General features: G+C 64.9%; 19 protein-coding genes. 10 read left to right on the top strand and 9 right to left on the bottom strand.

Features of this window, described 5'->3' with window-relative positions; all coding sequences use genetic code 11:
* The first annotated feature begins 170 nt into the window (after window positions 1-170).
* The gene (locus tag K0F86_RS15930; RefSeq protein ID WP_306823206.1) at window positions 171-1,568 is read left to right on the top strand and encodes an amino acid permease; all 1,398 of its coding nucleotides are present in this window, start codon (window positions 171-173) and stop codon (window positions 1,566-1,568) included.
* A 60-nt stretch (window positions 1,569-1,628) separates the two neighbouring features.
* The gene (locus tag K0F86_RS15935; protein WP_219135310.1) at window positions 1,629-2,915 is read left to right on the top strand and encodes a DUF445 domain-containing protein; all 1,287 of its coding nucleotides are present in this window, start codon (window positions 1,629-1,631) and stop codon (window positions 2,913-2,915) included.
* On the opposite strand, the gene K0F86_RS27855 is transcribed toward K0F86_RS15935, so the two are convergent.
* Window positions 2,912-4,564 carry a PAS domain-containing methyl-accepting chemotaxis protein gene (locus K0F86_RS27855; protein WP_219135311.1) on the bottom strand — a complete coding sequence of 551 codons (1,653 nt, stop codon included), beginning with the start codon at window positions 4,562-4,564 and terminating at the stop codon, window positions 2,912-2,914. The genes K0F86_RS15935 and K0F86_RS27855 overlap by 4 nt on opposite strands.
* A gap of 477 nt (window positions 4,565-5,041) precedes the next feature.
* Here K0F86_RS27855 and K0F86_RS15945 point away from each other — a divergent pair, with 477 nt between their 5' ends.
* The 7 genes from K0F86_RS15945 (at window position 5,042) to K0F86_RS15975 (ending at window position 15,068) form a co-directional block, all read left to right on the top strand.
* Window positions 5,042-5,944 carry a sensor domain-containing diguanylate cyclase gene (locus K0F86_RS15945; protein ID WP_219135312.1) on the top strand — a complete coding sequence of 301 codons (903 nt, stop codon included), beginning with the start codon at window positions 5,042-5,044 and terminating at the stop codon, window positions 5,942-5,944.
* Between the two features lie 60 nt (window positions 5,945-6,004).
* On the top strand, window positions 6,005-6,508 hold the full coding sequence (locus tag K0F86_RS15950) for a chemotaxis protein CheW (protein ID WP_219135313.1): 504 nt from the start codon (window positions 6,005-6,007) through the stop codon (window positions 6,506-6,508).
* 51 nt (window positions 6,509-6,559) lie between these two features.
* On the top strand, window positions 6,560-7,618 hold the full coding sequence (locus K0F86_RS15955) for an HD domain-containing phosphohydrolase (protein ID WP_219135314.1): 1,059 nt from the start codon (window positions 6,560-6,562) through the stop codon (window positions 7,616-7,618).
* Between the two features lie 14 nt (window positions 7,619-7,632).
* Window positions 7,633-8,778, top strand: a complete 1,146-nt coding sequence (locus tag K0F86_RS15960; protein ID WP_219135315.1) for an FIST signal transduction protein — start codon at window positions 7,633-7,635, stop codon at window positions 8,776-8,778.
* Window positions 8,775-12,323, top strand: coding sequence for a response regulator (locus tag K0F86_RS15965; RefSeq protein ID WP_219135316.1), 3,549 nt, complete (start codon window positions 8,775-8,777; stop codon window positions 12,321-12,323). The genes K0F86_RS15960 and K0F86_RS15965 overlap by 4 nt, the downstream gene beginning before the upstream one ends.
* Window positions 12,324-12,385: 62 nt before the next feature.
* Window positions 12,386-14,191 (top strand): alpha/beta hydrolase, encoded by a 1,806-nt coding sequence (locus K0F86_RS15970; RefSeq protein WP_219135317.1) that lies wholly within the window; start codon window positions 12,386-12,388, stop codon window positions 14,189-14,191.
* A 31-nt stretch (window positions 14,192-14,222) separates the two neighbouring features.
* Window positions 14,223-15,068 carry a universal stress protein gene (locus K0F86_RS15975; protein WP_219135318.1) on the top strand — a complete coding sequence of 282 codons (846 nt, stop codon included), beginning with the start codon at window positions 14,223-14,225 and terminating at the stop codon, window positions 15,066-15,068.
* 39 nt (window positions 15,069-15,107) lie between these two features.
* Here K0F86_RS15975 and K0F86_RS15980 read toward each other — a convergent pair whose 3' ends face one another.
* The 6 genes from K0F86_RS15980 to K0F86_RS16005 all read right to left on the bottom strand — a co-directional run bounded on the left by K0F86_RS15980 (window position 15,108) and on the right by K0F86_RS16005 (window position 19,380).
* Window positions 15,108-16,313, bottom strand: coding sequence for a hypothetical protein (locus K0F86_RS15980; RefSeq protein WP_219135319.1), 1,206 nt, complete (start codon window positions 16,311-16,313; stop codon window positions 15,108-15,110).
* A 65-nt stretch (window positions 16,314-16,378) separates the two neighbouring features.
* A complete protein-coding gene (locus tag K0F86_RS15985; protein WP_219135320.1) occupies window positions 16,379-17,050 on the bottom strand; it encodes a glycoside hydrolase family 19 protein in 672 nt (223 codons plus the stop codon).
* Window positions 17,051-17,179: 129 nt separating this feature from the next.
* Window positions 17,180-17,797: a DUF2589 domain-containing protein gene (locus tag K0F86_RS15990; RefSeq protein WP_219135321.1), complete on the bottom strand. Its 618-nt coding sequence runs from the start codon at window positions 17,795-17,797 to the stop codon at window positions 17,180-17,182.
* A 159-nt stretch (window positions 17,798-17,956) separates the two neighbouring features.
* On the bottom strand, window positions 17,957-18,526 hold the full coding sequence (locus K0F86_RS15995; protein ID WP_219135322.1) for a hypothetical protein: 570 nt from the start codon (window positions 18,524-18,526) through the stop codon (window positions 17,957-17,959).
* Window positions 18,513-18,794, bottom strand: coding sequence for a hypothetical protein (locus K0F86_RS16000; RefSeq protein ID WP_219135323.1), 282 nt, complete (start codon window positions 18,792-18,794; stop codon window positions 18,513-18,515). Before K0F86_RS16000 ends, K0F86_RS15995 begins: the two co-directional genes overlap by 14 nt.
* A gap of 52 nt (window positions 18,795-18,846) precedes the next feature.
* Complete coding sequence (locus K0F86_RS16005; protein WP_219135324.1) at window positions 18,847-19,380, bottom strand: DUF2589 domain-containing protein; 534 nt, start codon at window positions 19,378-19,380, stop codon at window positions 18,847-18,849.
* Between the two features lie 219 nt (window positions 19,381-19,599).
* Between K0F86_RS16005 and K0F86_RS16010 the strand changes: the two genes are divergently transcribed.
* The gene (locus K0F86_RS16010) at window positions 19,600-21,033 is read left to right on the top strand and encodes a hypothetical protein (RefSeq protein ID WP_219135325.1); all 1,434 of its coding nucleotides are present in this window, start codon (window positions 19,600-19,602) and stop codon (window positions 21,031-21,033) included.
* A gap of 66 nt (window positions 21,034-21,099) precedes the next feature.
* Here the strand turns inward: K0F86_RS16010 and K0F86_RS16015 are convergent, their stop codons facing one another.
* Both K0F86_RS16015 and K0F86_RS16020 read right to left on the bottom strand, forming a co-directional pair.
* A complete protein-coding gene (locus tag K0F86_RS16015) occupies window positions 21,100-21,651 on the bottom strand; it encodes a hypothetical protein (RefSeq protein WP_219135326.1) in 552 nt (183 codons plus the stop codon).
* Between the two features lie 25 nt (window positions 21,652-21,676).
* A complete protein-coding gene (locus tag K0F86_RS16020; RefSeq protein WP_219135327.1) occupies window positions 21,677-22,762 on the bottom strand; it encodes a poly(3-hydroxybutyrate) depolymerase in 1,086 nt (361 codons plus the stop codon).
* Window positions 22,763-22,768: the final 6 nt, after the last annotated feature.

Raw genomic sequence — 22,768 nt, forward strand, 5'->3', positions numbered from 1 at the left:
ACCACCATCCGGGGCTGTTTTTTTGCCTGCCGAACATGTTTACGGGGCTGGCGCGCACGGCACGGCACAGTTTTCCTTCTGGAATCACGGGCGCGTGGGCTAGAATCTGGCTGCGTCGTGCTACTCACGAGGCGGCAATGGCGCCATGACAAAAACCACCAGGAGACACAGTGAGCTTATTTAGAACCAAGAATTTGGATGACATGATCGCCCACAGCAAGAAGCCGGGAGGACTGGCCAAGGTGCTGGGACCGTTCGACCTTGTCCTCATGGGCATAGGCGCCATCGTCGGCACTGGCATTTTCGTGCTCACCGGCACGGGCGCGCTGACGGCCGGCCCCGCCCTGTCGCTGTCGTTCGTCGTGGCCGCCGTTGCCTGCTGCTTCGCCGCCCTGTGCTATGCGGAATTCGCCTCCACCGTGCCCGTGGCCGGCTCCATCTATACCTACAGCTATGCCACCCTGGGCGAGCTGGCCGCCTGGATGATAGGCTGGGACTTGCTGCTCGAGTACGGCCTGGCCGCGGCGGCCGTCTCCGTCGGCTGGTCCGGCTACTTCCAGTCGCTGCTGGCCGGCTTTGGCATCACCCTGCCCGCGGCCCTGTCGGCCGCGCCGGGCGCCCTGCCCGGGGTGACGACCTTCATCAACCTGCCGGCCCTGGTCATCATGCTGCTGCTGACGGCCATGCTGGGCTGGGGCGTGCGCGAATCGGCGCGCCTGAACAACATCATGGTGGCCATCAAGGTGGGCGTGGTGCTGCTGTTCATCATCTTCGGTGCGCGCCACGTGCAGCCGGCCAACTGGCAGCCCTACATGCCGTTCGGCTACCACGGCATGCTGAGCGCCGCCGCCCTCGTCTTCTTCGCCTTCATCGGCTTTGACGCCGTCACCTCGGCCGCCGAGGAAGTCAAGAAGCCGTCGCGCGACCTGCCCATCGGGATCATCGGCTCGCTGGCCGTGTGCGCCGTGCTGTACGTGGTGGTCTCGGCCATCATGACGGGCATCGTGCCGTATCAAAAATTCCTCGGCGTCGATCACCCCGTCTCGCTGGCCCTGCAGTATGCGGGTGAAAACTGGATCGCCGGCTTCGTCGACCTGGGCGCCATCCTCGGCATGAGCACCGTGATCCTGGTGATGGCCTTCGGCCAGACGCGCATCATCTTCGCCATGTCGCGCGACGGCCTGCTGCCCAAGCGCCTGTCGACCGTGCACCCGCGCTTCCACACGCCGTTCTTCGCCACCTGGCTGGTCGGCATCGTCTTCGGCCTGATCGCCGCCACGATCCCGCTCAACATCCTCGCCGAGCTGATCAACATTGGCACCCTGGCCGCCTTCACCATGGTGTCGATTGCCGTGGTGGTGCTGCGCAAGAAGCGCCCGGACCTGCCGCGCGCCTTCCGCTGCCCCGGCGTGCCATACGTGCCGGCGCTGGCCGTGATCCTGTGCGTGGGCTTGATGACTTTCCTCAGCTGGGTCACCTGGATGGCCTTTACCATCTGGCTGGTGATCGGCCTGGTCATCTACTTCGGCTACGCGCGCCGCCGTTCGCTGCTGCATCCGCAACAGTAATCCCGTCACTGCGCCCAGCGCAGTAAGATGGCGGTCTCGCAACCCTGCAGGCCGCCATCCATGCAACCTTCCCCCGACCTCATCGCGCAGCTGGACCAGAGCACGGACCAGCTCAAGCGCGCGCGCCTGCGCCACATGCAGCGGCTGGCCGTCGGCTTGCTGCTGCTGGCCGCGCTGGTCTTCGCCGTGGCCCGCGCGCAGCGCGGCGGCCACTCCGCCTGGGGCTATGTGGAAGCATTCGCCGAAGCGGCCATGGTGGGCGCGATCGCCGACTGGTTCGCCGTCGTCGCCCTGTTCCGCCACCCGCTGGGCATCCCCTTGTGGCATACGGCCATCATCCCGAACAGCAAGGCGGACATCGGCCGCAGCCTGGGTGCCTTCGTGGAAAACCATTTCATTACCGAACAAGGCATCGCCGAGCGCATCGTGCAAGCCGACCCCGCCGCGCGCTTGGGCACCTGGCTCAGTGACGAGGTCCACGCGCGGCAACTGGGCATGGCCAGCGCCGGCGTGCTGAAACAGCTGCTGGCGATGGCCGATCACGACACACTGGGCCGGCTGCTGCGCGAACAGGCCAGCAGCTACCTGGGCCAATTGAATCTGTCGGAGGTGGCGGCCGACTGCCTCGACGCGCTGATCGCCGACGGCAAGCCGCAGGAACTGCTGGACTTCCTGCTCGACCGCGGCGCCGCCTACCTGGACGACGAGGCACACCACGCCGCCATCGGCGACTTCGTGCTGGGCGCCTTCCAGATCGAGAACGCGCTGGTGAAAAAGGCCGTGAAAGCGTATGAGCCGCGCATGATCGCCTCGCTGCAAAAGTTTGCCGTCGCCGTGCGCGTCGATGCGCAGCACCCGCTGCGCCAGCGCATCGCCGGCTGGATTGCCGACAGCGCCCTGCACCTGAAGGCCGACCCGCAGTGGCAGGACACCGTGCGCCGCTACCAGCTGCAGCTGATCGCCAGCGACACGGTGCAAGCCATGCTGGGCGAGCTGTGGAACAACATCCGCACACGCCTGCTGGCCGACCTGCACGCGGACGCGCCCGTGCTGGCGCAAGCGATCGCCAGCCTGGCGCGCAACACGGGCAAGGTGCTGGACCAGGACAGGCACGCGCGTGCGTGGCTGAACGACGCCATCGTCGCCGGCAGCGGGTCGCTGGTGCGGCGCTACCGGGGCGAAGTGGGCGCCTTCATCGCCGGACGGCTGGACCTGTGGAGCAAGGACGAAATGAGCGAGCGCATCGAACTGGCCATCGGGCGCGACCTGCAATTCATCCGCATCAACGGCACCATCGTCGGCGGCCTGGCCGGCTTGCTGATTTATTCAGTCAGCCAGGCGTTTTAAGCACTGTTTACCATCCTCGTCACGGATAACTGCTGGCGCGCTGCGGCGGCCCTGGCTGGCTGCCGTGCCACCACGCGGGCAGGAGCACTGCGCACCAGCTGGAAGGCATCAACCAGGGTCGCCAGTTGCACGGCCTGCTGCTGCATGTCGGTGGCCGCGGCGGAAGCCTGTTCGACCAGGGCCGCATTTTGCTGCGTCACGTCATCCATCTGCGTGATGGCCTGGTTGATTTGCTCGATGCCCTCGCTCTGTTCCTGGCTGGCGGCCGTGATGTCGGCCATGTAGCCGGCCACCTGGCGCACCGATTGCTCGATATCCCCCATGGTCTTGCCGGCATCCTGCACCAGCCGGCTGCCCACGCCCACCTTGTCCACCGAGTCGCCGATCAGGACCTTGATTTCCTTGGCCGCCTGGGCCGAGCGGTGCGCCAGGTTGCGCACTTCGGACGCCACCACGGCGAAGCCACGTCCCTGCTCACCAGCGCGCGCCGCCTCCACGGCCGCATTCAGGGCCAGGATATTCGTCTGGAAGGCGATGCCATCGATCACGCCGATGATGTCGACGATCTTGCGCGAGCTTTCCTGGATCGCCCCCATGGTGGCAATCACCTGCGACATGGCTTGCTCGCCCTTGTGCGCCGTCTCCGAGGCAGCGCTGACGAGGCGGTTCGCCTCGCGCGCATTATCGGCATTCTGCTTGACCGTTCCCGTCAGCTCTTCCATGGACGATGCCGTCTCTTCCAGTGCACTGGCCTGCGACTCCGTGCGCTGCGACAGGTTCGCATTGCCGGCGGCGATTTCCTGCGCACCACGGCCGACCACGCCCGTCGATTCCTTGATTTGTCCGACCAGCAGCTTGACATTCGTCTGCAGCACGCGCAGCGCCTGTGCCACCGCTGTCAATTCATCATTGCCGCTGGCGCTGATGCTGGCCGACAAATCTCCCGCGCTCATGCGCTCGATATCGCTGCGCATGCGCTGCAGCGGCGTCACGGCCGAGCGCTGCAAGGTATACCCGCCGGCAGCGCATGACACCACGCCGCACAGGGCGGTAAACAACATCGGCATGCCGGCATGCCCGGCGGCCACGTAAGAGATGGCCGGCGCGGCAACGAACAGCAGCGCCAGCGTGCCAAACACCAGGCCCAGCCTGGCACGCAGCGACAACTGCGCCATCGGGTTCAGGTGCCGCAAGACCGAGCGCTGCACGGCCACGCCCTCGCGCACTTCGAGCGTGCCGCTGCCTTGCTTGATGGCCCGGTAAGCTTGTTCGGCGGCGGCAACCTGTTCCCGGCTGGGTTTGACGCGGATCGAGGTGTAGCCCACCATCTTGCCCTGCTCCAGCATCGGCGCGGCATTCGCTTCCACCCAATAGTAATCGCCATTCTTGCAGCGGTTCTTGACCATGCCCGTCCATGCCTTGCCACTCTTGATGGTGCGCCAGAAATCGGCGAACGCTTCGACCGGCATGTCCGGATGGCGCACGATGTTTTGCGGCGCGCCGATCAGCTCCTCGGCCGAAAAGCCGCTGATGTCGATGAAATCCTGGTTGACATAGGTGATGTTGCCCTGCAGGTCAGTCTTCGAGACCACCGTCTGGCCATCCTGAAGCACATATTCCCTATTCGTTACCGGCATATTTGTACGCATGTTCGTCTCCCCAATCCAGCACAACCGAATGACGGCGCCATCCGGAAACCAGCCAGCTGACGCCCTGGCCTCAGCAGCGTTCGCCTCTTCCTTCCCTGATGATGAACAAGTGCAAAGGCACCACGCCCTCTGCATTTCTTGCCCTTATTCGCCATCTTTTTGATGTAGATCAAATTTATTTTGCTACATAAATTTACCAAATACAACATTTAATTAAAAAATTAACCGAATTTGTTACTTTTTACAATATTGAAAATGAGAGATTTTTCCGCTCAACAGAGGAAAACTGCTTGTTTTTTGGTAAATTCAGGGCTGTGATGGCAGTTGCGCCAGAAATACAAATCATTAAAATCATGAAATTCATTGCATTCAATTTTATTTGAGGTATGATGATTCCTAAGGGAAAACAAAAATGCGGCAGCAATAGCGTGGCCTTCGCCTTCCCAAGTAATCCGCATTCATGCAGGGGACAAGCACATGAACAAAATCCTGGCCTTGCGTCTGCTCGACGCCGCCGACGACGCCGCCGTCATCATCGATGCGGGTTCACGCATCCGCTATGCGAACGACGCCATGTATGCGCTGAGCGGTTATGCCCCGGGCAGCCTGTCGGGCCAGCAGATCGAAGCGCTGCTGCCCGACTCCGTGCGCAAGCAGCATGGCGCACGGATCGGCGCCTATCTGGCCGGCGAAAAGAAGTCCACGGTACTCGGCCACAAGCGCCATTTCGCCATACGCCACCACGATGGCACGATGCTGCCCATCGTGCTCAAGGCCATGGACCTGGGCAAGCTGGACGACGAAAACTACCTGGGCGCCTTTTTCATCGACCAGCGCCACGCACGCGCCATCGAACAGCAGAATGCGGCCCGCTGGCAGCATTTGCAGCGCATCGCCCTGAGCGATCCCCTGACCCACCTGCCGAACCGCCGCGCCTTCGAGATCGAAGCCGTACGTACGGCCGCGCGGGCCAGTCGCGCGGGCAGTGCGATGACCATCGGCATCGCCGACATCGATTTCTTCAAGAAGGTCAATGACCGGCATGGCCACGCCGCCGGCGACGCCGTACTGCAAGCCATCGCGGCCGCGCTGCAGTCCCAGGCACGGGCATCCGATGTCGTCGCCCGCGTGGGCGGCGAGGAATTCGGCTTGCTGTTCCCGCATACGGACATGACGATGGCGTACAAGGTGGCCGAACGCATCCGCCTTGCCGTGGCCGCAACGTGCGTCGACTTCGAGCACGCATCCATCACGGCGACGGTCAGCATCGGCCTGGCGCCGCTGCCCAACAACGGCGACTGGAAAGCCTGTTTCATGCAAGCCGACGCCGCGCTGTACCAGGCCAAGAGCAATGGCCGCAACCGCACCGAGCAGGTTTGAGCACCACCCGGTACCCCTCGCAGTTTCATGCATCACGCATCACCTGACAGGAGCAAACACATGGAAACCACCACGACACATGCCGCAGCAGCGAGCCAGCTGGCGCAAGCGGGCGCCCGGGAATTGCTGGTCTTTGGCCTGGGCAATGAGGAATACGCCATCGACATCGGCCTGGTGCAGGAAATCCGCGGCTACGGCGCCGTGACCCGTATGGCCAATGCGCCCGCCTTCCTCAAGGGCTTCATCCACCTGCGCGGCAGCATCGTGCCGCTGATCGACCTGCGCATCGCGCTGGGCCAGGCCGAGCCCGCATACGACGCCTCGACCGTGGTGATCATCCTCATCTTCGCGCACGGCGCCACCGGCATCGTGGTCGACCGCGTGGCCGATGTGGTGCCGCTGGCCCCGGCACAGATCAAGCCCCCGCCGCAGCTGCACGGCTCGGCGATGGCCGGCCATGTCACGGCCATCGGCAGCCTGGACGAACGCATGCTGATCGTGCTCGACATGGACAGCCTGCTGTCAGGCCTGGGCGTGCAAGCCACGGGCAAACTGGCTGCCTGAGACGCCATCGCCATCGCGTCCGCCACCTGACCGCCATCCGCCGGAGACACCATGAGCATCCTGATCGTCGATGACAACGACACCAACCTGAACCTGCTATCGACGCTGGCGCGCAAGGCCAGCAGCATCGAGCCCGTCTGCATGAGCGACCCCATCGATGCGTTGACCTGGTGCGAGTCGCATGTGCCGGACCTGGTCCTGCTCGACTACCGGATGCCCAGCCTGTCGGGCAATGAATTTCTCAGCATCTTCCGCAAGATGCAGGGCATGGCCGACATCCCCATCATCATGGTCACCACCGAGAACGACCGCGCCGTGCGCAAGCAGGCCTTTTCGCTCGGTGTCACGGAGTTTCTCACCAAGCCCGTCGACACCATCGAGTTCAGCCTGCGCGTGCGCAATCTGCTGTCCCTGCGCATGGCGCAAACCATGCTGGCCGACCGCGCCAAGCTGCTTGAGCATGAAGTGCGCCAGGCCATCGCCAACGTCACGGCGCGCGAGATGGAACTGGTCACGCGCCTGGCGCGGGCGGCCGAATTCCGCGACCCCGAAACGGGCGCTCACATCATGCGCATGGCGCGCTATTCGGCGCTGATCGCCAGGGACCTGGGCATGGATGCGCAATGGCAGGAACTGCTGCTCAAGGCCGCTCCCATGCACGACGTGGGCAAGCTGGCCACGCCCGACCATATCCTGCTCAAGCCGGGCCGGCTGGACCCCGAGGAAATGGCCATCATGCGCCAGCATGCGGAAATCGGCGGCAAGATCCTCGCCGGCAGCGATTCGCCGCTGATCCAGCTGGCCGAGGAAATCGCCTGCGGCCACCACGAAAAATACGACGGCAGCGGCTATCCGCGCGGCCTGGCGGGCGAACAGATACCGCTGTCGGCGCGCATCGTCGCCGTGGCCGATGTCTTCGACGCGCTCACCTCGGAACGCCCGTACAAGCGGGCCTGGCCCGTGGAGCAGGCGCGCCTGTTCCTGCAACAGAACAAAGGCAGCCATTTCTGCCCGCACTGCATCGACGCCTTCCTGGGCGCCTGGGACGAGGTGCTCGACATCCGCAACAGCCTGCCCGACCCCGACCAGCACCACGCCCACCCACTGTAAGCGAGGACCCTGCCATGCGCGTGCAACAACTGATCCTGAAAAACCGTGCCGACATCGATGCCGCACTGGCGCCCCTGGCCGCCATGCAGCCGCAGCTGGTGCTGGTCTTTGGCGCCTGCGCCTATTTTTCCACCCCCGAACTGACGGCGGCGCTGCGCCGCCAGATGCCCGGCGCCGTGATCGCCGGCTGTTCCACGGCCGGCGAGATCGCCGGCAAGCGCGTCTACGACGACAGCTGCGTCATCACCGCCATCGGCTTCGCGCACACCACGGTGGCGATTGCCGACGCCATCATCTGCGACATGGCGGACTCGCACGAGGCGGGCGAGCGCCTGGCACAGGCGCTGCCGCGGGACGGCCTGGCGGCGGTCTTCATGCTGGGCACGGGCGTGGCCATCAACGGCAGTGCCCTGATCGCCGGCCTGCAGGAAAATCTGCCGCCGGGCGTCACCATATCGGGCGGACTGGCCGCCGACGGCGGCGCCTTCCGCCAGACCTGGACCCTGGGTCCGCGCGGCGCGGCCGACAATACCATCGTGGCCGTCGGCCTGTACGGCGAGCATATCCGCCTCGGCTACGGCAGCCATGCGGGCTGGGAAGCGTTCGGTCCCGCGCGCAAGGTGACGCGCTGCGTCGGCAACGTGCTGTATGGCCTCGATGGCGCGCGGGCGCTGGACATCTACAAGCTGTACCTGGGCGACTATGCGTGCGACCTGCCCGGCTCGGGGCTGCTGTTTCCGTTTGAAATGCTCACGGCGGCGCATGAAAAAAGCAATGTGTTTCGCACCATCCTCGCCGTCGACGAAGAACAGGGCTCGCTGACACTGGCCGGCGACATCCTCGCCGACGGCTACCTGAAATTGATGCATTCCAGTACCAACCGGCTGATCGACGGGGCCGAAATGGCCGCGCGCGGCGTCCAGCGCCACGCCGAAACGGTGGGCGACCAGCTGGCCCTGCTGGTCAGCTGCGTGGGGCGCAAGCTGGTCATGGGCGACCGGGTCGAGGAAGAGGTCGAAGCGGTGGCCGACGTGCTGGGCAGCGGCGCCACCTGTATCGCCGGTTTTTACTCCAACGGCGAAATCGGCATCACGCAGCCGCATGGCGCATGCCAGCTGCATAACCAGACGATGACCGTGACTGTGCTGAGCGAAACATGAACCGCACCCTGGCACGCCAATTGAGCCGCGTCTGCGACATCGACTCGGAAAGCGCCTGCATCGCCTTGCTGGAACAGGCCCAGGCATTCGGAGCGCAAGCGGGCACGCCGCCCGAACTGGCCGCTTTCCTGGCCGGCCTGCCGGCCCTGCTGCTGCGCATCGACGGCAGCTACGAACAGGCCGAACGCGACCTGGACTTGCGCTCGCGCAGCCTGGAGCTGAGTTCGACAGAGCTGAGCATGACGAATGACCTGCTGCGCACGGAACTGGCCAGCCGCAACCGCGTCCTGCAATCGCTGCGCGTGGCGGCCGTGCGCCTGCTCGACAACGACGATTCCGGCCTGCACCTGCCGCAGGAAGGCGACATCGAGGGCCTCTCGGTGCTGCTGGCCAAGCTGGTATCGCAGCAGGAACTGCGCCGCATCGAACTGCAGAACCAGCGCTTTGCGATGGACCAGCATGCCATTGTCAGCATCACCGACACGGCCGGCGTCATCATTTACGTCAACGACAAGTTCTGCGCCATCAGCGGCTTCGCGCGCGAAGAGCTGGTCGGCCAGACGCACCGCCTGATCAATTCGCATACGCATCCTGACGCCTACTTTGCGCAGATGTGGCAAACCATCACCACGGGCCAGGTCTGGCATGGCGAAATCTGCAACCACGCCAAGGATGGCGGACAATACTGGGTCGACGCCACCATCGTGCCCTTCCTCGACGCCGCCGGCGAACCCTATCAGTACATCGCCATCCGCACGGAAATCAGCGACAGCAAACGCATGGCCGAGACCATCGCGAAAAGCGAGCGCGAATACCGCAACGTCGTCAACAGCCTCAATGAAGTGGTCTTCCGCACCGACTTGAACGGCGCCTGGACCTTCCTGAACCCCGCCTGGCACACCATCACCGGCTTCGGCACCGCCGACAGCCTGGGCAAGAATGTGCTGCAATTCGTCGATGCGCGCGACCGCGAGCGCGCCGCCGCCGGCCTGTCACAACTGCTCGGTGGCCATGTGGACAGCATGCGTCATGAAGCGCGCTACGTCACCCGCGACGGCGACGTGCGCTGGATCGATGTCTGCGCGCGCGCCGAGCGCGATGGCCTGGGGCGGCTGGCCGGCATCACCGGCAGCCTGACCGACATCACGGAACGGCGTCTGGCGGCGCACGAGCTGCGGCACAACCTCAACTTTGTCGACGCGCTGATCGAGACCATTCCTATCCCTTTGTACCTGAAGGATGTGCAAGGCCGTTACCTGCGCGCCAACCGCGCCTATTGCGCCTTCTTCCAACGCGCGCAAGCGGACATCCTGGGCAAGACGGTGGCCGACATCCTGCCAAAGCAGCAGGCGCAGCAAGTGCTGCAGCGCGACCTGGAGCTGCTGCAGGACCGGGGCAACCAGACGTATGAGGACCGGCTGAGCGTCGGCGCGCGCCAGGTCGATGTCCTGTACAGCAAGGCGGCCCTGCTGAAGTCCGATGGCAGCCTGCACGGCCTGGTCGGCACCATCGTCGACATTTCCAGCCAAAAGGCGGCCGAGCGAGCGCTGCTGCTGGCCAAGGAAGTGGCCGAATCGGCCAGCCGCTCGAAGAGCGAATTCCTGGCCAACATGAGCCACGAGATCCGCACGCCGATGAACGGCATCCTGGGCATGACGGACCTGGTGCTCGATTCCGAACTCGACGTCCACCAGCGCAAATACCTGGAAATCGTCAAGGCTTCGGCCGACGCCCTGCTGTGCATTATCAACGACATCCTCGATTTCTCGAAGATCGAGGCGGGCATGCTGACGCTGGAAAGCATCCCTTTCAAGCTGCGCCAGCTGATGCAGGAAACCATGCGCGCACTCGCCATGCGGGCCCAGGCCGGCGGCCTGGAACTGGTGCTCGACATCGATCCCGCGCTGCCGCACACCTTGCTCGGCGACCCTGGCCGGCTGCGCCAGATACTCACCAACCTGGCGGGCAACGCCATCAAGTTCACGCCGCGCGGCGAGGTCACTGTGAGTGCCCGGCTGCGCGCCAGCGGCGATGGCATGGCCCAGCTGCAGCTGGGCGTGCGCGACACCGGCATCGGCATCGCCGCCGACATGCAGGAGGCCGTCTTCGACGCCTTCCAGCAGGAAGACGGTTCGACCACGCGGCGCTTCGGCGGCACGGGACTGGGCCTGTCGATCACGCGCCGCCTGGTCACGATGATGGGTGGCAGCATCGGCCTGTCGAGCGAACTGGGCAAGGGCAGCAGCTTCAGCGTGGACCTGGCCCTGCCCATCGGCGAGCATCAGCCTTGCCTGCCGCCGCCCGGCGCCTCGCTGGCGGCGCGGGCGATCCTGCTGGTCGATGACAATTCCAGCAGCCTGACCATTTTGCGCAAGATCTTCGAGCACAGCGGTGCCATGGTCACCGCCTGCGAGTCGGGCGAGGCGGCGCTGGAACACTGCCGCACCGCCCTGCCGGCCGACTGCATCATCATGGACTTTGCCATGCCGGGCATGAATGGCTTCGACACGGCATCGGCGCTGGCCGCCCTGCCCCACTGGAGCCAGGTGCCCATCGTCATGCTCTCGTCCAGCGGCAGCCTGGGCGACGCGGCGCGCTGCCGCGAACTGGGCATCGACGGCTACCTGCTCAAGCCGGCCAGCCCCGAGGAATTGCTGGCCATCACCATGAGCGTGCTGGGCACCTGCCGCGGCATGCCCGGCGCAACACCGGTGATGACGCGCCATAGCGTGCGCGAAGGTTCGCCCAGCCTGGACATCCTGCTGGTCGAGGACAATGCCATGAACCGCGAACTGGCCACCGTGCTGCTGTCGAATGCGGGCCACCGGGTCACGCATGCGGCGAATGGCCGCGAAGCGCTCGACCGCCAGGCCGCCAGCCATTTCGACCTGATCCTGATGGACCTGCAGATGCCGGAAATGGGCGGTTTCGAAGCCACCGCGCAGATCCGCCAGCGCGAGGCGCAAGGCATGCCGAAGAGCGTCATCATCGCCATGACGGCCAGCGCCTTCGAAGGCGACCGCGAACGCTGCATCGCCGGCGGCATGGACGATTACCTGTCCAAGCCTTTCCGCACCGCCGCCTTCCAGAGCCTGATCGAGCAGCATGTATTGCAAATAAGCAAGCCAACGCTGCCGCCCGACATGGCGCCGCAAGTGGCAGTGCTGGCCACCGGCAGCGCGCCACGCTTCGACTACGGCGCCGCGCTGGCGAACGCCGACGCCGACGTGATCGCCATCATCGGCGCCTCCTTCCTGGCCGGCTTGCCGGAGCAGCTGGCCGCCTTGCGCGCAGCCCTGCAGGCGGACGACCGGCCCACCGCGAGCCGGCAGGCACATACCCTGGCCGGCTTGCTGGCCAACTTCCATGCCATCCCCGCCGTCGCCATCGCCGCCGCCATCGAGCGCGAAGCGGCACAGGCCCCGCAGGCGGCATTGCTGGCGCGGCTCGCTGCGCTGGAGGAACAGTTGCGCCTGTTCCTTCAGGAAACGGGCGCGGCCATCCAGGCGACAGGCGGGACGCTGCACGCATCCGGGCAAACTTGATGTAGATCATAATTTTTTGAACAAGCTCTTGCTATCCTGTAAAAAAATGACAGGAGTGCTGAATGAGCAAGACGCAGCCGAGCAATGCGGAACAAACCGTTGAACATGAGCGCCTGGGCAGCGCCTGGCAAGGCGTGCCGGCGCCCGACTATCCGGAGAGCGCGCCGGAAGGCGCCACCCTGGACCTGCTGCTGAATGCCTGGCTGGGCAAGTTCACGGGCGGCATTTCGCCGGCCGCGCTGGGCAACGCCTATGCCGACTGGCTCAGCCACCTGGCGCTGGCGCCATCGAAGCAGTTGACCCTGCTGCAGGAAGCGTGGAAGAAGATCGGCCGCTGGCAGCAGTACGCGCTGCAATCGGCGCAGAGCGGCAGCGCCGGTGCGCCGCCGTGCATCGCCCCGCTGCCGCAGGACCGGCGCTTCGCCGACCCGGCCTGGCAGCGCTGGCCGTACAACCTGGCCTACCAGGGCTTCTTGCTGCAGCAGCAGTGGTGGCACCGCGCCACCACGGGCGTGCGCGGCGTCTCGCCGCACCACGAAGATGTCGTCACGTTCACCGTGCGCCAGTGGCTCGACATGCTGGCGCCGTCGAACTTTCTGCTGACCAATCCCGTGGTGCAGCAAACAACCCTGGCGAGCGGTGGCGCCAACCTGGCGAACGGCGCGCAGCACCTGGCCGACGACTTGCGCCGCGCCGCCATGGGCGCGCATGCGCCCGACCAGCGCAGCTACAAGGCAGGCGAGAACGTGGCCGTCACGCCCGGCAAGGTGGTTTACCGCAATGACCTGATCGAGCTGCTGCAGTACGCGCCGGCGACGGCCAGCGTGCATGCCACGCCCCTGCTGTTCGTGCCGGCCTGGATCATGAAATACTACATCCTCGACCTGTCGCCGTCCAATTCGCTGGTGCGCTACCTGGTGCAGCAGGGCCACACGGTGTTCATGATTTCCTGGAAAAATCCCCTCGAAGAAGACCGCGAGCTGTCGCTGGAAGACTACCGCCAGTTGGGCGTGATGGACGCGCTCGACGCCGTTGCCCGCCTCACGGGCGCGCCGCAGGTGCACGCGGCCGGCTACTGCCTGGGTGGCACCCTGCTGGCGATTGCCGCCGCCAGCATGGCGCGCGACGGCGATACCCGCCTGGCCAGCCTCACCATGCTGGCCTCGCAGGTCGACTTCAAGGAACCGGGCGAACTGTCGCTGTTCATCGACGACAGCCAGGTCAGCTTCCTGGAAGCGGCCATGTGGAAGCAGGGCTATCTCGACACGAAGCAGATGGCGGGCGCCTTCCAGCTGCTGCGTTCGAACGACCTGATCTGGTCGCGCCGGCTGCGCCACTACCTGCTCGGACTCGACGAGCAGGACAGCGACCTGATGGCCTGGAATGCGGATGCCACGCGCATGCCCTGCCGCATGCATTCGGAATACCTGCGCCGTCTGTTCCTGCACAACGACCTGGCCGAAGGGCGCTACCGCACGGCAGGCCGGCACATCGCCCTGCCCGACATCGATGCCCCCATCTTTGCCGTCGGCACCCTGACGGACCACGTGGCGCCATGGCGCTCCGTGTATAAACTGCAGCTGCTGACCGACACCGACGTCACCTTCCTGCTCACCTCGGGCGGCCACAATGCGGGCGTGGTCTCGCCGCCGGGCCAGGCGCGCCGCAGCTACCAGCTGGCCACGCACCCGCACGATGCGCCCTACATCGACGCGGACAGCTGGCAGCGCGACGTGCCGCACCACGACGGTTCCTGGTGGCCCACCTGGCAAGCCTGGCTGGCGGAACGCTCGGGCGCGCAGGTGGCGCCGCCGGCCATGGGACCCGACCTGGGCGACGCGCCGGGCAACTACGTGCTGCAGACTTGACAACCGACTTCCGACAACCGAGGAAAACGCCATGCCTTACACTACCCTGCTGGTCCACGTCGACAACTCCCGCCACTGCGCCCAGCGCATCCGCCTGGCCGTGCGCCTGGCCGTCGCCGAAGGCGCGCACCTGATCGGTTCGGCCATGAGCGGCATCTCGCGCTATGCGTATGGCGGCGGCGTCAACGCGCTGCAGTTTGCGCCGGCGCAGATGCAGGCGCTGCGCAGCCAGGCCAGCGAGGCCTTGCACGACTTCGAGCGCATCGCCCGCGAAGAAGGCCTGGGCACCTACGAAACGCGCTTCGTCGACGACGATGCGCAAGGCGCGCTGCTGCTGCAGGCGCGCTATTGCGACTTGCTGATCCTCGGCCAGACGGACGCGCAGGATACGCCCTCGCGCGTCATCGCCGGCACGCCCGAATACCTGATGCTCCATTGCGGCCGGCCCGTGCTGATGGTGCCGCACGCGCCGTCCGCCGCGCTATCGGGCTCCGCGCAGCATCCGCTGCTGGCCTGGAACGGCAGCGCCGAAGCGCTGCGCGCCATCACCGATGCGCTGCCGCTGCTGCAACGCGCGCGGCAGGTGACCCTGGCCGTCGTCAATTCGCACGCCCAGCCGGCTGCGCACGGCGAGCAGCCGGGTGCCGACCTGGCCCTGTACCTGGCGCGCCACCGCGTCAACGTCGAGGTGCTGCAGCACGACACGCCGCCGGGCCAGGACGTGGGCGCGGCCCTGCTGGCCATGGCCGCGCAGCGCCAGTGCGACCTGATCGTGATGGGCTGCTACGGCCACATGCGCCTGCGCGAAGCGCTGCTGGGCGGCGTCACGCGCACGGTGCTGCAGGACATGACCTTGCCGGTGCTGGTGTCGCACTAGCGCGGCCGGCCGGCGGGCGGGCGCGGACCCGCCTGGAACTTACAGGTCGCGCACGGCCAGGATGCGCACCTGGCCGGCGCCCTGCACGTTCTCGCCATTATTCCAGAGCAGGCTGCCCTGCACTGCGCCCAGCGTGGTATTGACCTGGCCCGCGACGGCCGTCAGCACCGTGCCGACGACGGCCGCGCCGCTGCTGGCCGCCACCAGGCAGTTGCCGGCAGGTGCGGGCACGCCATTGGCGCCGTTCCACAGTTGCGTATGGCTGCCCGCGCCGCCGTTCAGATTACCCAGGCCATCGCAATTGAAGGCATATGAACGGGGCGTCGGCGCGCCAGCCGGCTGCAGGCGAATGGAATCGGGCTGCAGCCGCATGCCGCCCGACGGCACCAGCTGGATCTTGACGGACTGTCCCGCCGTGCGGATGCGGCCATAACGGTTGGCCGAATTGGCGCTGAGCGCATGATCGAGGCAGATTTCGATGCCGAAATCGATAGGCTTGCCCAGGCTGTCGTTGATGCCGGGGATGCGGAACAAGGCGCCGCCTTCATTGACGCCCATGACATCGGCAGGCACGACGGCACGAGGGTCGAGCGGCAGCACCGTACCCGGCGTGTGCTGCGCCACGGCGCCATTCCACTGCAGGAAATCGATGGGGGAAATGTAATGCTTGCGCGAGACATAATTGTCCGTGCCATGCAAGGCGCCACCCCGCTGGATCAGCGCGCAATTGTAGATTTCGCCGGGCTGGCGCACGTCGATGACGAACTTGCCGTCGCGCTGGCGGGCGGACGGGAACGACGCGCTCAGGGCGGTGCCGAAGACGAAGATCCAGTCCTCGTATTTCGGCTGGGCCACCAGCGCCCGCAAGGCGCCGAAGAGACCGCGCCAGCGGCCGTTGTAGGGCGCGGGCAGGTTGAACTCGGCCGGCGCCTGGCCATCCCAACCATCGATCAGGTCGTGCAGATACGCGCCGCCCGCGCCCCGGTACAGGAATTCGGGCGCCATGAAGACCTTCAGCGTGCCCGCGCTGCGGTCGCTCGACAGTTCCGCCTTGGTGATGGCGTCGGCCGTGAATGCCAAACGCGCCTCAATGTCCCAGCACTGCCCCAGCACGTCCGTGCGGTTGTCCGGCGTCGGATCCAGCAGACCGCTGTACAAGCCCGTCTTGACCGGTGGACGTGTGACGACGAACGGTCCCGTATGGACTTCCCAGGAAATGAATTGTACTTTGCTGTAATTGCTCATGTGATTGCCTCTTCAAGTAAAAAATAAACAGGATGGCCATGGCGCGTTGGCGCCAGCCCTTGCACTCAGATTTTTCCGCTGATGGCGCCGCCGACGCCGAGGATCTTGCAGGCCCGTTCCCAGTACAGGCGGCGCTGCGCCAGGCCATTCAGGCCGCCGTTGATGCGCCGCGTGATTTCGCTGAAATGCGCGTCGCCGCCCGCTTGCACGGTGCCGTCGGCCAGCTCGTTCAAGCCGTGCGTACGCCAGAACCAGGCGGCCGACAGCGCCGCGCCCGTCGGCTCCTGCAGCAAGTCGGGATGCGTCAGGGCGTCGCAGCCCATGGCGGCCGAAAAATGCGCATAGTTGTCGCGCCCCGTCAGCTGGATCAAGCCCCGGCCCCGGTAGGCCCAGCCGTCACCGCTGGCTTCGTCGCCATTGCCCATGCGCTGCGCGTACACCTTGTTCGCCAGCTTTTGCGGGTTGTGCGCATACTGTTCGGCGACCTGGTCCGTGGGAAAGCGCTGCGGCCACACCTGGCGCAGGCGCTGCGGGCTATAGCTGAGAAACTCCTGCAACTGGCGCAGTTCCGACGATTCCAGCAGGACTTGCGCCAGGAATGCCGCCTGCCGCGTGACGCTGTCGATGGAACAGGCGCGCATGCTGTCGTTGAGCGGCGCCGTCCACAGCTGCGCGCGCGTGTCGGCATCGGATGTGGTGAGCATCGCGGCCAGCTCGGTTGTGCTTAGTTCATGCATACTTCTCCCTCCCTCATGAGATTGGGTTAATGGACTGCTTCAATGGGCTGCTGCGCGAATGTGCTTGCAACGCCGCATGGCGCCAGGTAACGGGCCATGCGGCTCGCAAACTACGCGGTCACTGCGGCATCAATGCACCGCTGGTGCTTGCGGGGTCACGCGCGGCTGGATCGACGTTTGCAGGATGTCGAGCACGCGCGCCAGGCCTTCGGGCATGCCGCCGTCTTCGGCCAGCACCTGCACGTGGTACTTCGCCGAATTGTCCGAGCTGCGGGTGTTTTCCTTGTGCGTGGCGACCGAACCTTCCAGATGCACCTTGACGCTGACAGGACCCCAGCCGGCCTTGATGTCGGCCGAGAATTTGCCCGACTTGTCTTCCGTCTCTTTCGAGCTGAACGACGATTTCACTTCCATGTCGAAGGTGATGTCGACCTTGGTGATCGACAGGCTCGGGATCTTCACGATCGCCAGCAGCGGCACGTCCAGCGAGACGGACTCTTCAACTGTCTTGCTGGGGTCGGCCGGATCAGCCACAGGACGGGTGAACGCAAAGTGCGCCAGGCGGGTGGCGCCCACGCCGTCCTTGTCGCTGTCGGACGGCGGCATGAAGCCGATGTACTTGATGAAATCGGCGGTGGCATGCGCCAGTTTCACTTGCGCATCACAGGCGGCGGTCAGTGGGCCACCGATCAGGTCGCCCATCGGCAAGCCTTTGAATTGCGATGCCATGTCAATAATTTCAGCCATTATCTACTCCTTTAAGATTAAACCCTTGCGGGTAAGAGGATTCCACGTCGTGGATTAATGTCGAGCACCGTTACTATTAACTTTCACGATGCCGACATTATTAGATTACGCTTTAAAATTAATGATTTAATGGCAGTTTCTGACCATCTTGAAAATAACTCAGCGACGCATGAATAATAAATAGTCGAGTATTTTCTTTTTAATCGAAACAGCAATGGTCTGGGCCTCGTGCAGCTGTTTCAATTGCTGTTGCAATGCCGGTTCCAGGCGCACGATGCAATTGATACTGCCGCGGTAACCGGGCCGCTGCGCCGCGGCCAGGCTGATGGCGGCGCCCGCCTGGCGCGCATCGACGGTCAGGGCCAGCAACGGCGCCGGACGCAGCAGGCGCCGCCACCAGGCGGGCCGGCGCAGCAGCAAGGCGGGCTCCGTCTTGCGTTCCCAGCCGAACTGGCGTTCGATGCAATAGCCGTACACCGTCACGCCGAGCGACTCCAGGCACCACGCGTACTGGCGCTCGAACTGCCGGGCGGGAATGTCCTGGCCGGCGCTGGCGCCAGCGGGCGCATCGGGCAACACATAGTGGAAAGGCGCGGCGGCGGGAGCGTAGCGGGCGCCGGCCAGGCTGGCCACGCGCAGCGCCGCGTTCGCCGCCGCATGGCTGCGCGCGACCGCGCCGCACAGCGATGGTGCCTGCCACTGCGCGGGGCGGCGCTCAGGCTTGGCCATGATCGTCCAGGAACATCGGCTTGCGGTCGAAGCCGATGTTATAAACGGCATATTGCAGCACCACCTGGTGCTCGCCGATATTATATAAACCAAAACTCTTTTCCACGTTCAGCACATAACCGCGCGGCGTCGATGCCAGGCACAGATTGACCAGATCCATGGCTTGCTGCACTTCGGTTTCTGTTTTCATGCTTTGTGGATTATCATTGCCGACAACAATGCGCTTGATAAATCGGATATTAGCAAGATGAAAATTATTCGTGGCCAAGGTATGCTCCTTAAGTAGGCGAATGAATATGCAGGACTATCAAAGGCGCCATTTAGGCCTTCTCGCCGCCGCGCCGCATGGCAACGGGACCCTGCGCCTTGACGACATCGTTGACCAGCCGCGCAAGGCCTTCCGACTTGTCGGTGGCGACCAGCTTGAGCTTGATGTGGACGGCATTGCCGTTCTTGCTGGCCAGTCCGCCATTGCCGGCATTGACCATCAGTCCCGCCTTCTTGTCGGCCGGCGCCGCGCGGCCCAGCTGGTCCATGATGCCTTCGTGTACGCCGCCTCGCTCATGGTCTTCGAACGCGCCCAGTTCCACGTCCAGCTCGATCTCGGCCTCGCCGATGATCAGCGAACTGTGCGGCACGAGCGAGATCACGGGCACGCGGTACTGATAGAACGCTTCCGCCTCCGCGCCGCTGTGAATCGCGGGCAATTCCATATCGATCACGGTGGGCTGGTGCCGGTCGTCGAAAAATGACGCGATGTTGGCCAACTGCGCCTTTTCCACCATGTGCTGTGCATTCATCACCGAGCCGGCAATTGCCCGCACCATGTCCTCAAGACTCGTCAGGACAGCCATAGATTTCTCCCTATCTGGTTGATGTAACAGTTAAAAAAAGTAGCGACACAGCGAGGATAGACCGCGCTCAGGGCCCCTTGCCTGACCGATTCTGACGCCGGCCGCGCAGGCCAGAGATGGTCAGGGCGCGCCTGCGCGCGCGTCCTAGCATGGGATGGCGCGCGCCGCCAGCCGCGGCCAGCGGCGCACCTCATCGACCACCGGAAAAGGGAGTTAGGCATGAACATGTACGAGGTATCAGGGGCGCTGCTGCTGGCATCGGCGCTGACATTGGCATCGGCACCGGCGTCCGCTGCCAGCGAGGCAGGCCAGGACATCTGCTCGGCGCGCTTTCGCGGCACGCCGCAGCAGCAGGTCGAGGCAATGCGCCTGCCGGTGCAGGAAGCCATCGAGACGCTGGACAACGCCAGGATCGACCTGCCGTCGCCAAGCCTACCGAGCGGCAACATCAACTACCTGAGCATCAATCCCAGCTTCGCCGAACAGACGGACAAGGTGTGCGTGCTCGGCTACTTCGAGCTATGGCGCAACAACAGCTACAGCACCCTGCCCTTGCTGGTCGACCATGTCGCCGTCGTCGACAGCCCCAATCCACACGATGCGGCGCGTCCGATTGCCACCACACGCATTTACTTCCGCACGCCTAAAATCGAGGAATTCAGCAATGCCGGCGACTTGAAGGGCAGCTGGGTTTTCTGGAACCGCCACCAGCCGCTGCGCCTGAAAATCGCCGCGTTCGACTATGAGGATGGCCAGCGCGGCCATGTGTACTTCGGCCGCGAAATGAAGCTGACGGTGTCGGGCAAGACCTCCAGCATGGCGGCGGCGCTGCTGTTCACGGCCGGCTGCTACCTGCTGGCCGCGGCGGCCATTCCTGCGCTGGGCAGCAACGGCGCGCAGCCGCCCCCGGGCTGGCGCCAGCGGTGGCACCGCTTGCTGCCCTGGTACATCACCGGTTCGGGTGGCCATGCCAGCCTGTCGCAAATGCAGATGCTGCTGTTTACGCTGATCGTCGCCACGCTGCTGTTCTACCAGTGGCTGCGCACGGGCCTGCTGCAGGAGCTGTCGACAGACCTGCTGTACCTGATCGGCATTTCCACGGCCGGCACGGCGGGCAGCCAGATCACCAGCTCGATCAAGAAGGAACTGGAACCGCAGTTGTATGCATATGTGCAGCAGCTGGGCTGGTTCACCGCGCCGCTGACGGGTGCGCACGCGCGGGCGAGCGCTGCTGAACTGCTGCAAACGGACAAGCGCTTCGACATCTACAAGTTCCAGATGCTGGTGTTTACGGTGGTGATCGCGGCCTATGTGATCGCCAGCGGCGCCGATGCCCTGGGCAATATCCAGATCTCCGCCACCCTGCTGACCTTGATGGGCATGAGCCAGGGCGCGTACGTGGGCGGCCATGCGGCGTCGGACCAGCTCAGCCCCCTGGAAGACCAGCTGACGGGCATGCGCGACTTGCAGCAACGCTACCAGGCCAGCACGGATATGCGCGTGAGCGAAGAACTGCGGCGCCGCTTCCAGCTGGCGGCGGCGCAGGCCGGCATGATGTTCAGCCGCATCTTTCCCCGCACCTTGCCTGACTACATGCTGGACATGCCGCTCGATGCGGCGCCCCCGGCGCCCCCTGCACAGGAATCTGCCTGATTGCCGGAACGCTGGCCGTAAAAAAGGAGAGGCAAGCCTCTCCTTTTTCATTGCCGCTCAAGCCCCTCAATCAAGCGGCGCGTGCCTGCCCTGCGCCATGTCATCGAGCGCCTTGTGCGTGAGAATGCCGGAGGCCGCCTGCGCCGCGTTCAGCAGCGACGCCGTCTCTTCCGCACCAGTGCGCAGCACGCCGCCCACGTCGGTCAGGAAGCCCGCCACCACCATGGCGGCATCGTCGCGCGTCTGTGCCGCCTGCAGGTCATGCACACAGGCGTGTGCGCGCTGCGCGAAACCCTTGATGGTGCCATTGCTTTGCGCCGACAGATCGTTCGACAGCCTGGCGTGCAGATCCATCAAGGTGAGCACGGTATCGGACGTCAGGCGCGCATCGAAGGAAGCGAGCTGCGTGCGAAACAGCGCGGCATACGCATCGGACTGCGCCTCGCTCCATTCCTTGCTCATTTCCAGGGTTGACTTGAGCAGTTGCGCCATCTGCGCGGGACCGGCTTGCGCACCGGCATCGCGCAGGCCGGCATCGCCGGCGGACGTGAACTGCTTGTATATTTCCAGCGATGACTTGCCAAAAGACAGCCATTGGGTAAGTGGATTAAATGCCATGATCGTTTGCCGTTTCAGGAAAAAGTTAAGGTGCAGGAGCGGAGGCGGAAGCTGTGGCGCGCGGCTGGCCAAGGCGGCGCAGCATGGCGACAACGGCCGCCATCTGCGGCGCGCTGCGGGTCTGGAAGTCGGGCCGCCGCTGATCTTCGCTGGAATAGCCCCAGAAGTCCCAGCAGCCCTTGGGGTTGGGCGGAATACCGTTGGACGGGCGCACCTGCGGATACAGGACAATCATGCGGTTCACATCGGCATATTCGTTGTAACCGGTGCCCATGTAAAAACGCTCGCCCAGCAGCGCGGCGCCCTGCTGGCAGCCGTGGAATGCCACGTGCACGACGCAGGCATTGGCCTGGCAATCGCGCGGTACATAGGCATACCCGGTGTCGTCCATGCTGGCACGGCTGCCCTTGACGAATTCGCGCTGATTGAACCTGACGATGCTCCCCGTCAGCGCGGCGGTGCTGGCCGGCTGGCTGCGCGCGCCATACAAATGCGCCAGCAATTCGGCGGACTGGGAAAAACCGCAATTGTTGATGTACGGCGCGCGCGTCTCGGCGCACGCCACGTCTTCCTGACGCGCGGTGATGATCGCATGGCCGGCCTCATTCCTGCGATAGCGGATGGCATCGTGCGGCGTGCCGGCAAGCCGGTAGTATTTTTCCACCTGGTCAACCACCATCGTCCTGACCGTCCTGTCGCTCGCGCCACTGAACGCGTAGACGCGCTGGCGCGCCAGATTGGCTACCGGATCGATAGTCCCTTCCTGCGCACGGCGCTGCGCGCTCCCCCAGGAGACGGCCGCATCCGCCCCAGCGGCGGCGACCAGCGGCGACATGCACGCCGTGACCGCGTTCTGCAGCGGCGACTGGTCGGGATAGGTGGAGGCGCAGTCGTATGGTCCGCCGGCGATCACGCCGACCCCCGTGAACAGAGAGGAATACGCGGTTGCCAGCTGGGCCGCCATGAAGCCGCCCGAAGAAATGCCGGACACCGTGGTCTGGCTCAGGTCGGCGGCGTAGCCTGGCAATGCCGGTTCGGCGGCGGACGCCACCAGCGGCATGGCCGCCAGTAACAGGCCGCATGGAACGGCCATCATCAATTTCATTTTCATACTCAC

The sequence above is a fragment of the Janthinobacterium sp. UMAB-60 genome (assembly GCF_900095235.1).
GTDB lineage: Bacteria > Pseudomonadota > Gammaproteobacteria > Burkholderiales > Burkholderiaceae_D > Janthinobacterium.

Bases quoted from the DNA above. Each gene is read 5' to 3' on its own strand.
- K0F86_RS15950 (WP_219135313.1), top strand. From the start codon at position 6,005: ATGGAAACCACCACGACACATGCCGCAGCAGCGAGCCAGCTGGCGCAA.
- K0F86_RS15990 (WP_219135321.1), bottom strand. From the start codon at position 17,797: ATGGCTGAAATTATTGACATGGCATCGCAATTCAAAGGCTTGCCGATG.
- K0F86_RS16015 (WP_219135326.1), bottom strand. From the start codon at position 21,651: ATGGCATTTAATCCACTTACCCAATGGCTGTCTTTTGGCAAGTCATCG.
- K0F86_RS15980 (WP_219135319.1), bottom strand. From the start codon at position 16,313: ATGAGCAATTACAGCAAAGTACAATTCATTTCCTGGGAAGTCCATACG.
- K0F86_RS15985 (WP_219135320.1), bottom strand. From the start codon at position 17,050: ATGCATGAACTAAGCACAACCGAGCTGGCCGCGATGCTCACCACATCC.
- K0F86_RS27855 (WP_219135311.1), bottom strand. From the start codon at position 4,564: ATGCGTACAAATATGCCGGTAACGAATAGGGAATATGTGCTTCAGGAT.
- K0F86_RS15955 (WP_219135314.1), top strand. From the start codon at position 6,560: ATGAGCATCCTGATCGTCGATGACAACGACACCAACCTGAACCTGCTA.
- K0F86_RS15935 (WP_219135310.1), top strand. From the start codon at position 1,629: ATGCAACCTTCCCCCGACCTCATCGCGCAGCTGGACCAGAGCACGGAC.
- K0F86_RS15960 (WP_219135315.1), top strand. From the start codon at position 7,633: ATGCGCGTGCAACAACTGATCCTGAAAAACCGTGCCGACATCGATGCC.
- K0F86_RS15945 (WP_219135312.1), top strand. From the start codon at position 5,042: ATGAACAAAATCCTGGCCTTGCGTCTGCTCGACGCCGCCGACGACGCC.
- K0F86_RS15975 (WP_219135318.1), top strand. From the start codon at position 14,223: ATGCCTTACACTACCCTGCTGGTCCACGTCGACAACTCCCGCCACTGC.
- K0F86_RS15970 (WP_219135317.1), top strand. From the start codon at position 12,386: ATGAGCAAGACGCAGCCGAGCAATGCGGAACAAACCGTTGAACATGAG.
- K0F86_RS16010 (WP_219135325.1), top strand. From the start codon at position 19,600: ATGAACATGTACGAGGTATCAGGGGCGCTGCTGCTGGCATCGGCGCTG.
- K0F86_RS15995 (WP_219135322.1), bottom strand. From the start codon at position 18,526: ATGGCCAAGCCTGAGCGCCGCCCCGCGCAGTGGCAGGCACCATCGCTG.
- K0F86_RS15965 (WP_219135316.1), top strand. From the start codon at position 8,775: ATGAACCGCACCCTGGCACGCCAATTGAGCCGCGTCTGCGACATCGAC.
- K0F86_RS16020 (WP_219135327.1), bottom strand. From the start codon at position 22,762: ATGAAAATGAAATTGATGATGGCCGTTCCATGCGGCCTGTTACTGGCG.
- K0F86_RS16005 (WP_219135324.1), bottom strand. From the start codon at position 19,380: ATGGCTGTCCTGACGAGTCTTGAGGACATGGTGCGGGCAATTGCCGGC.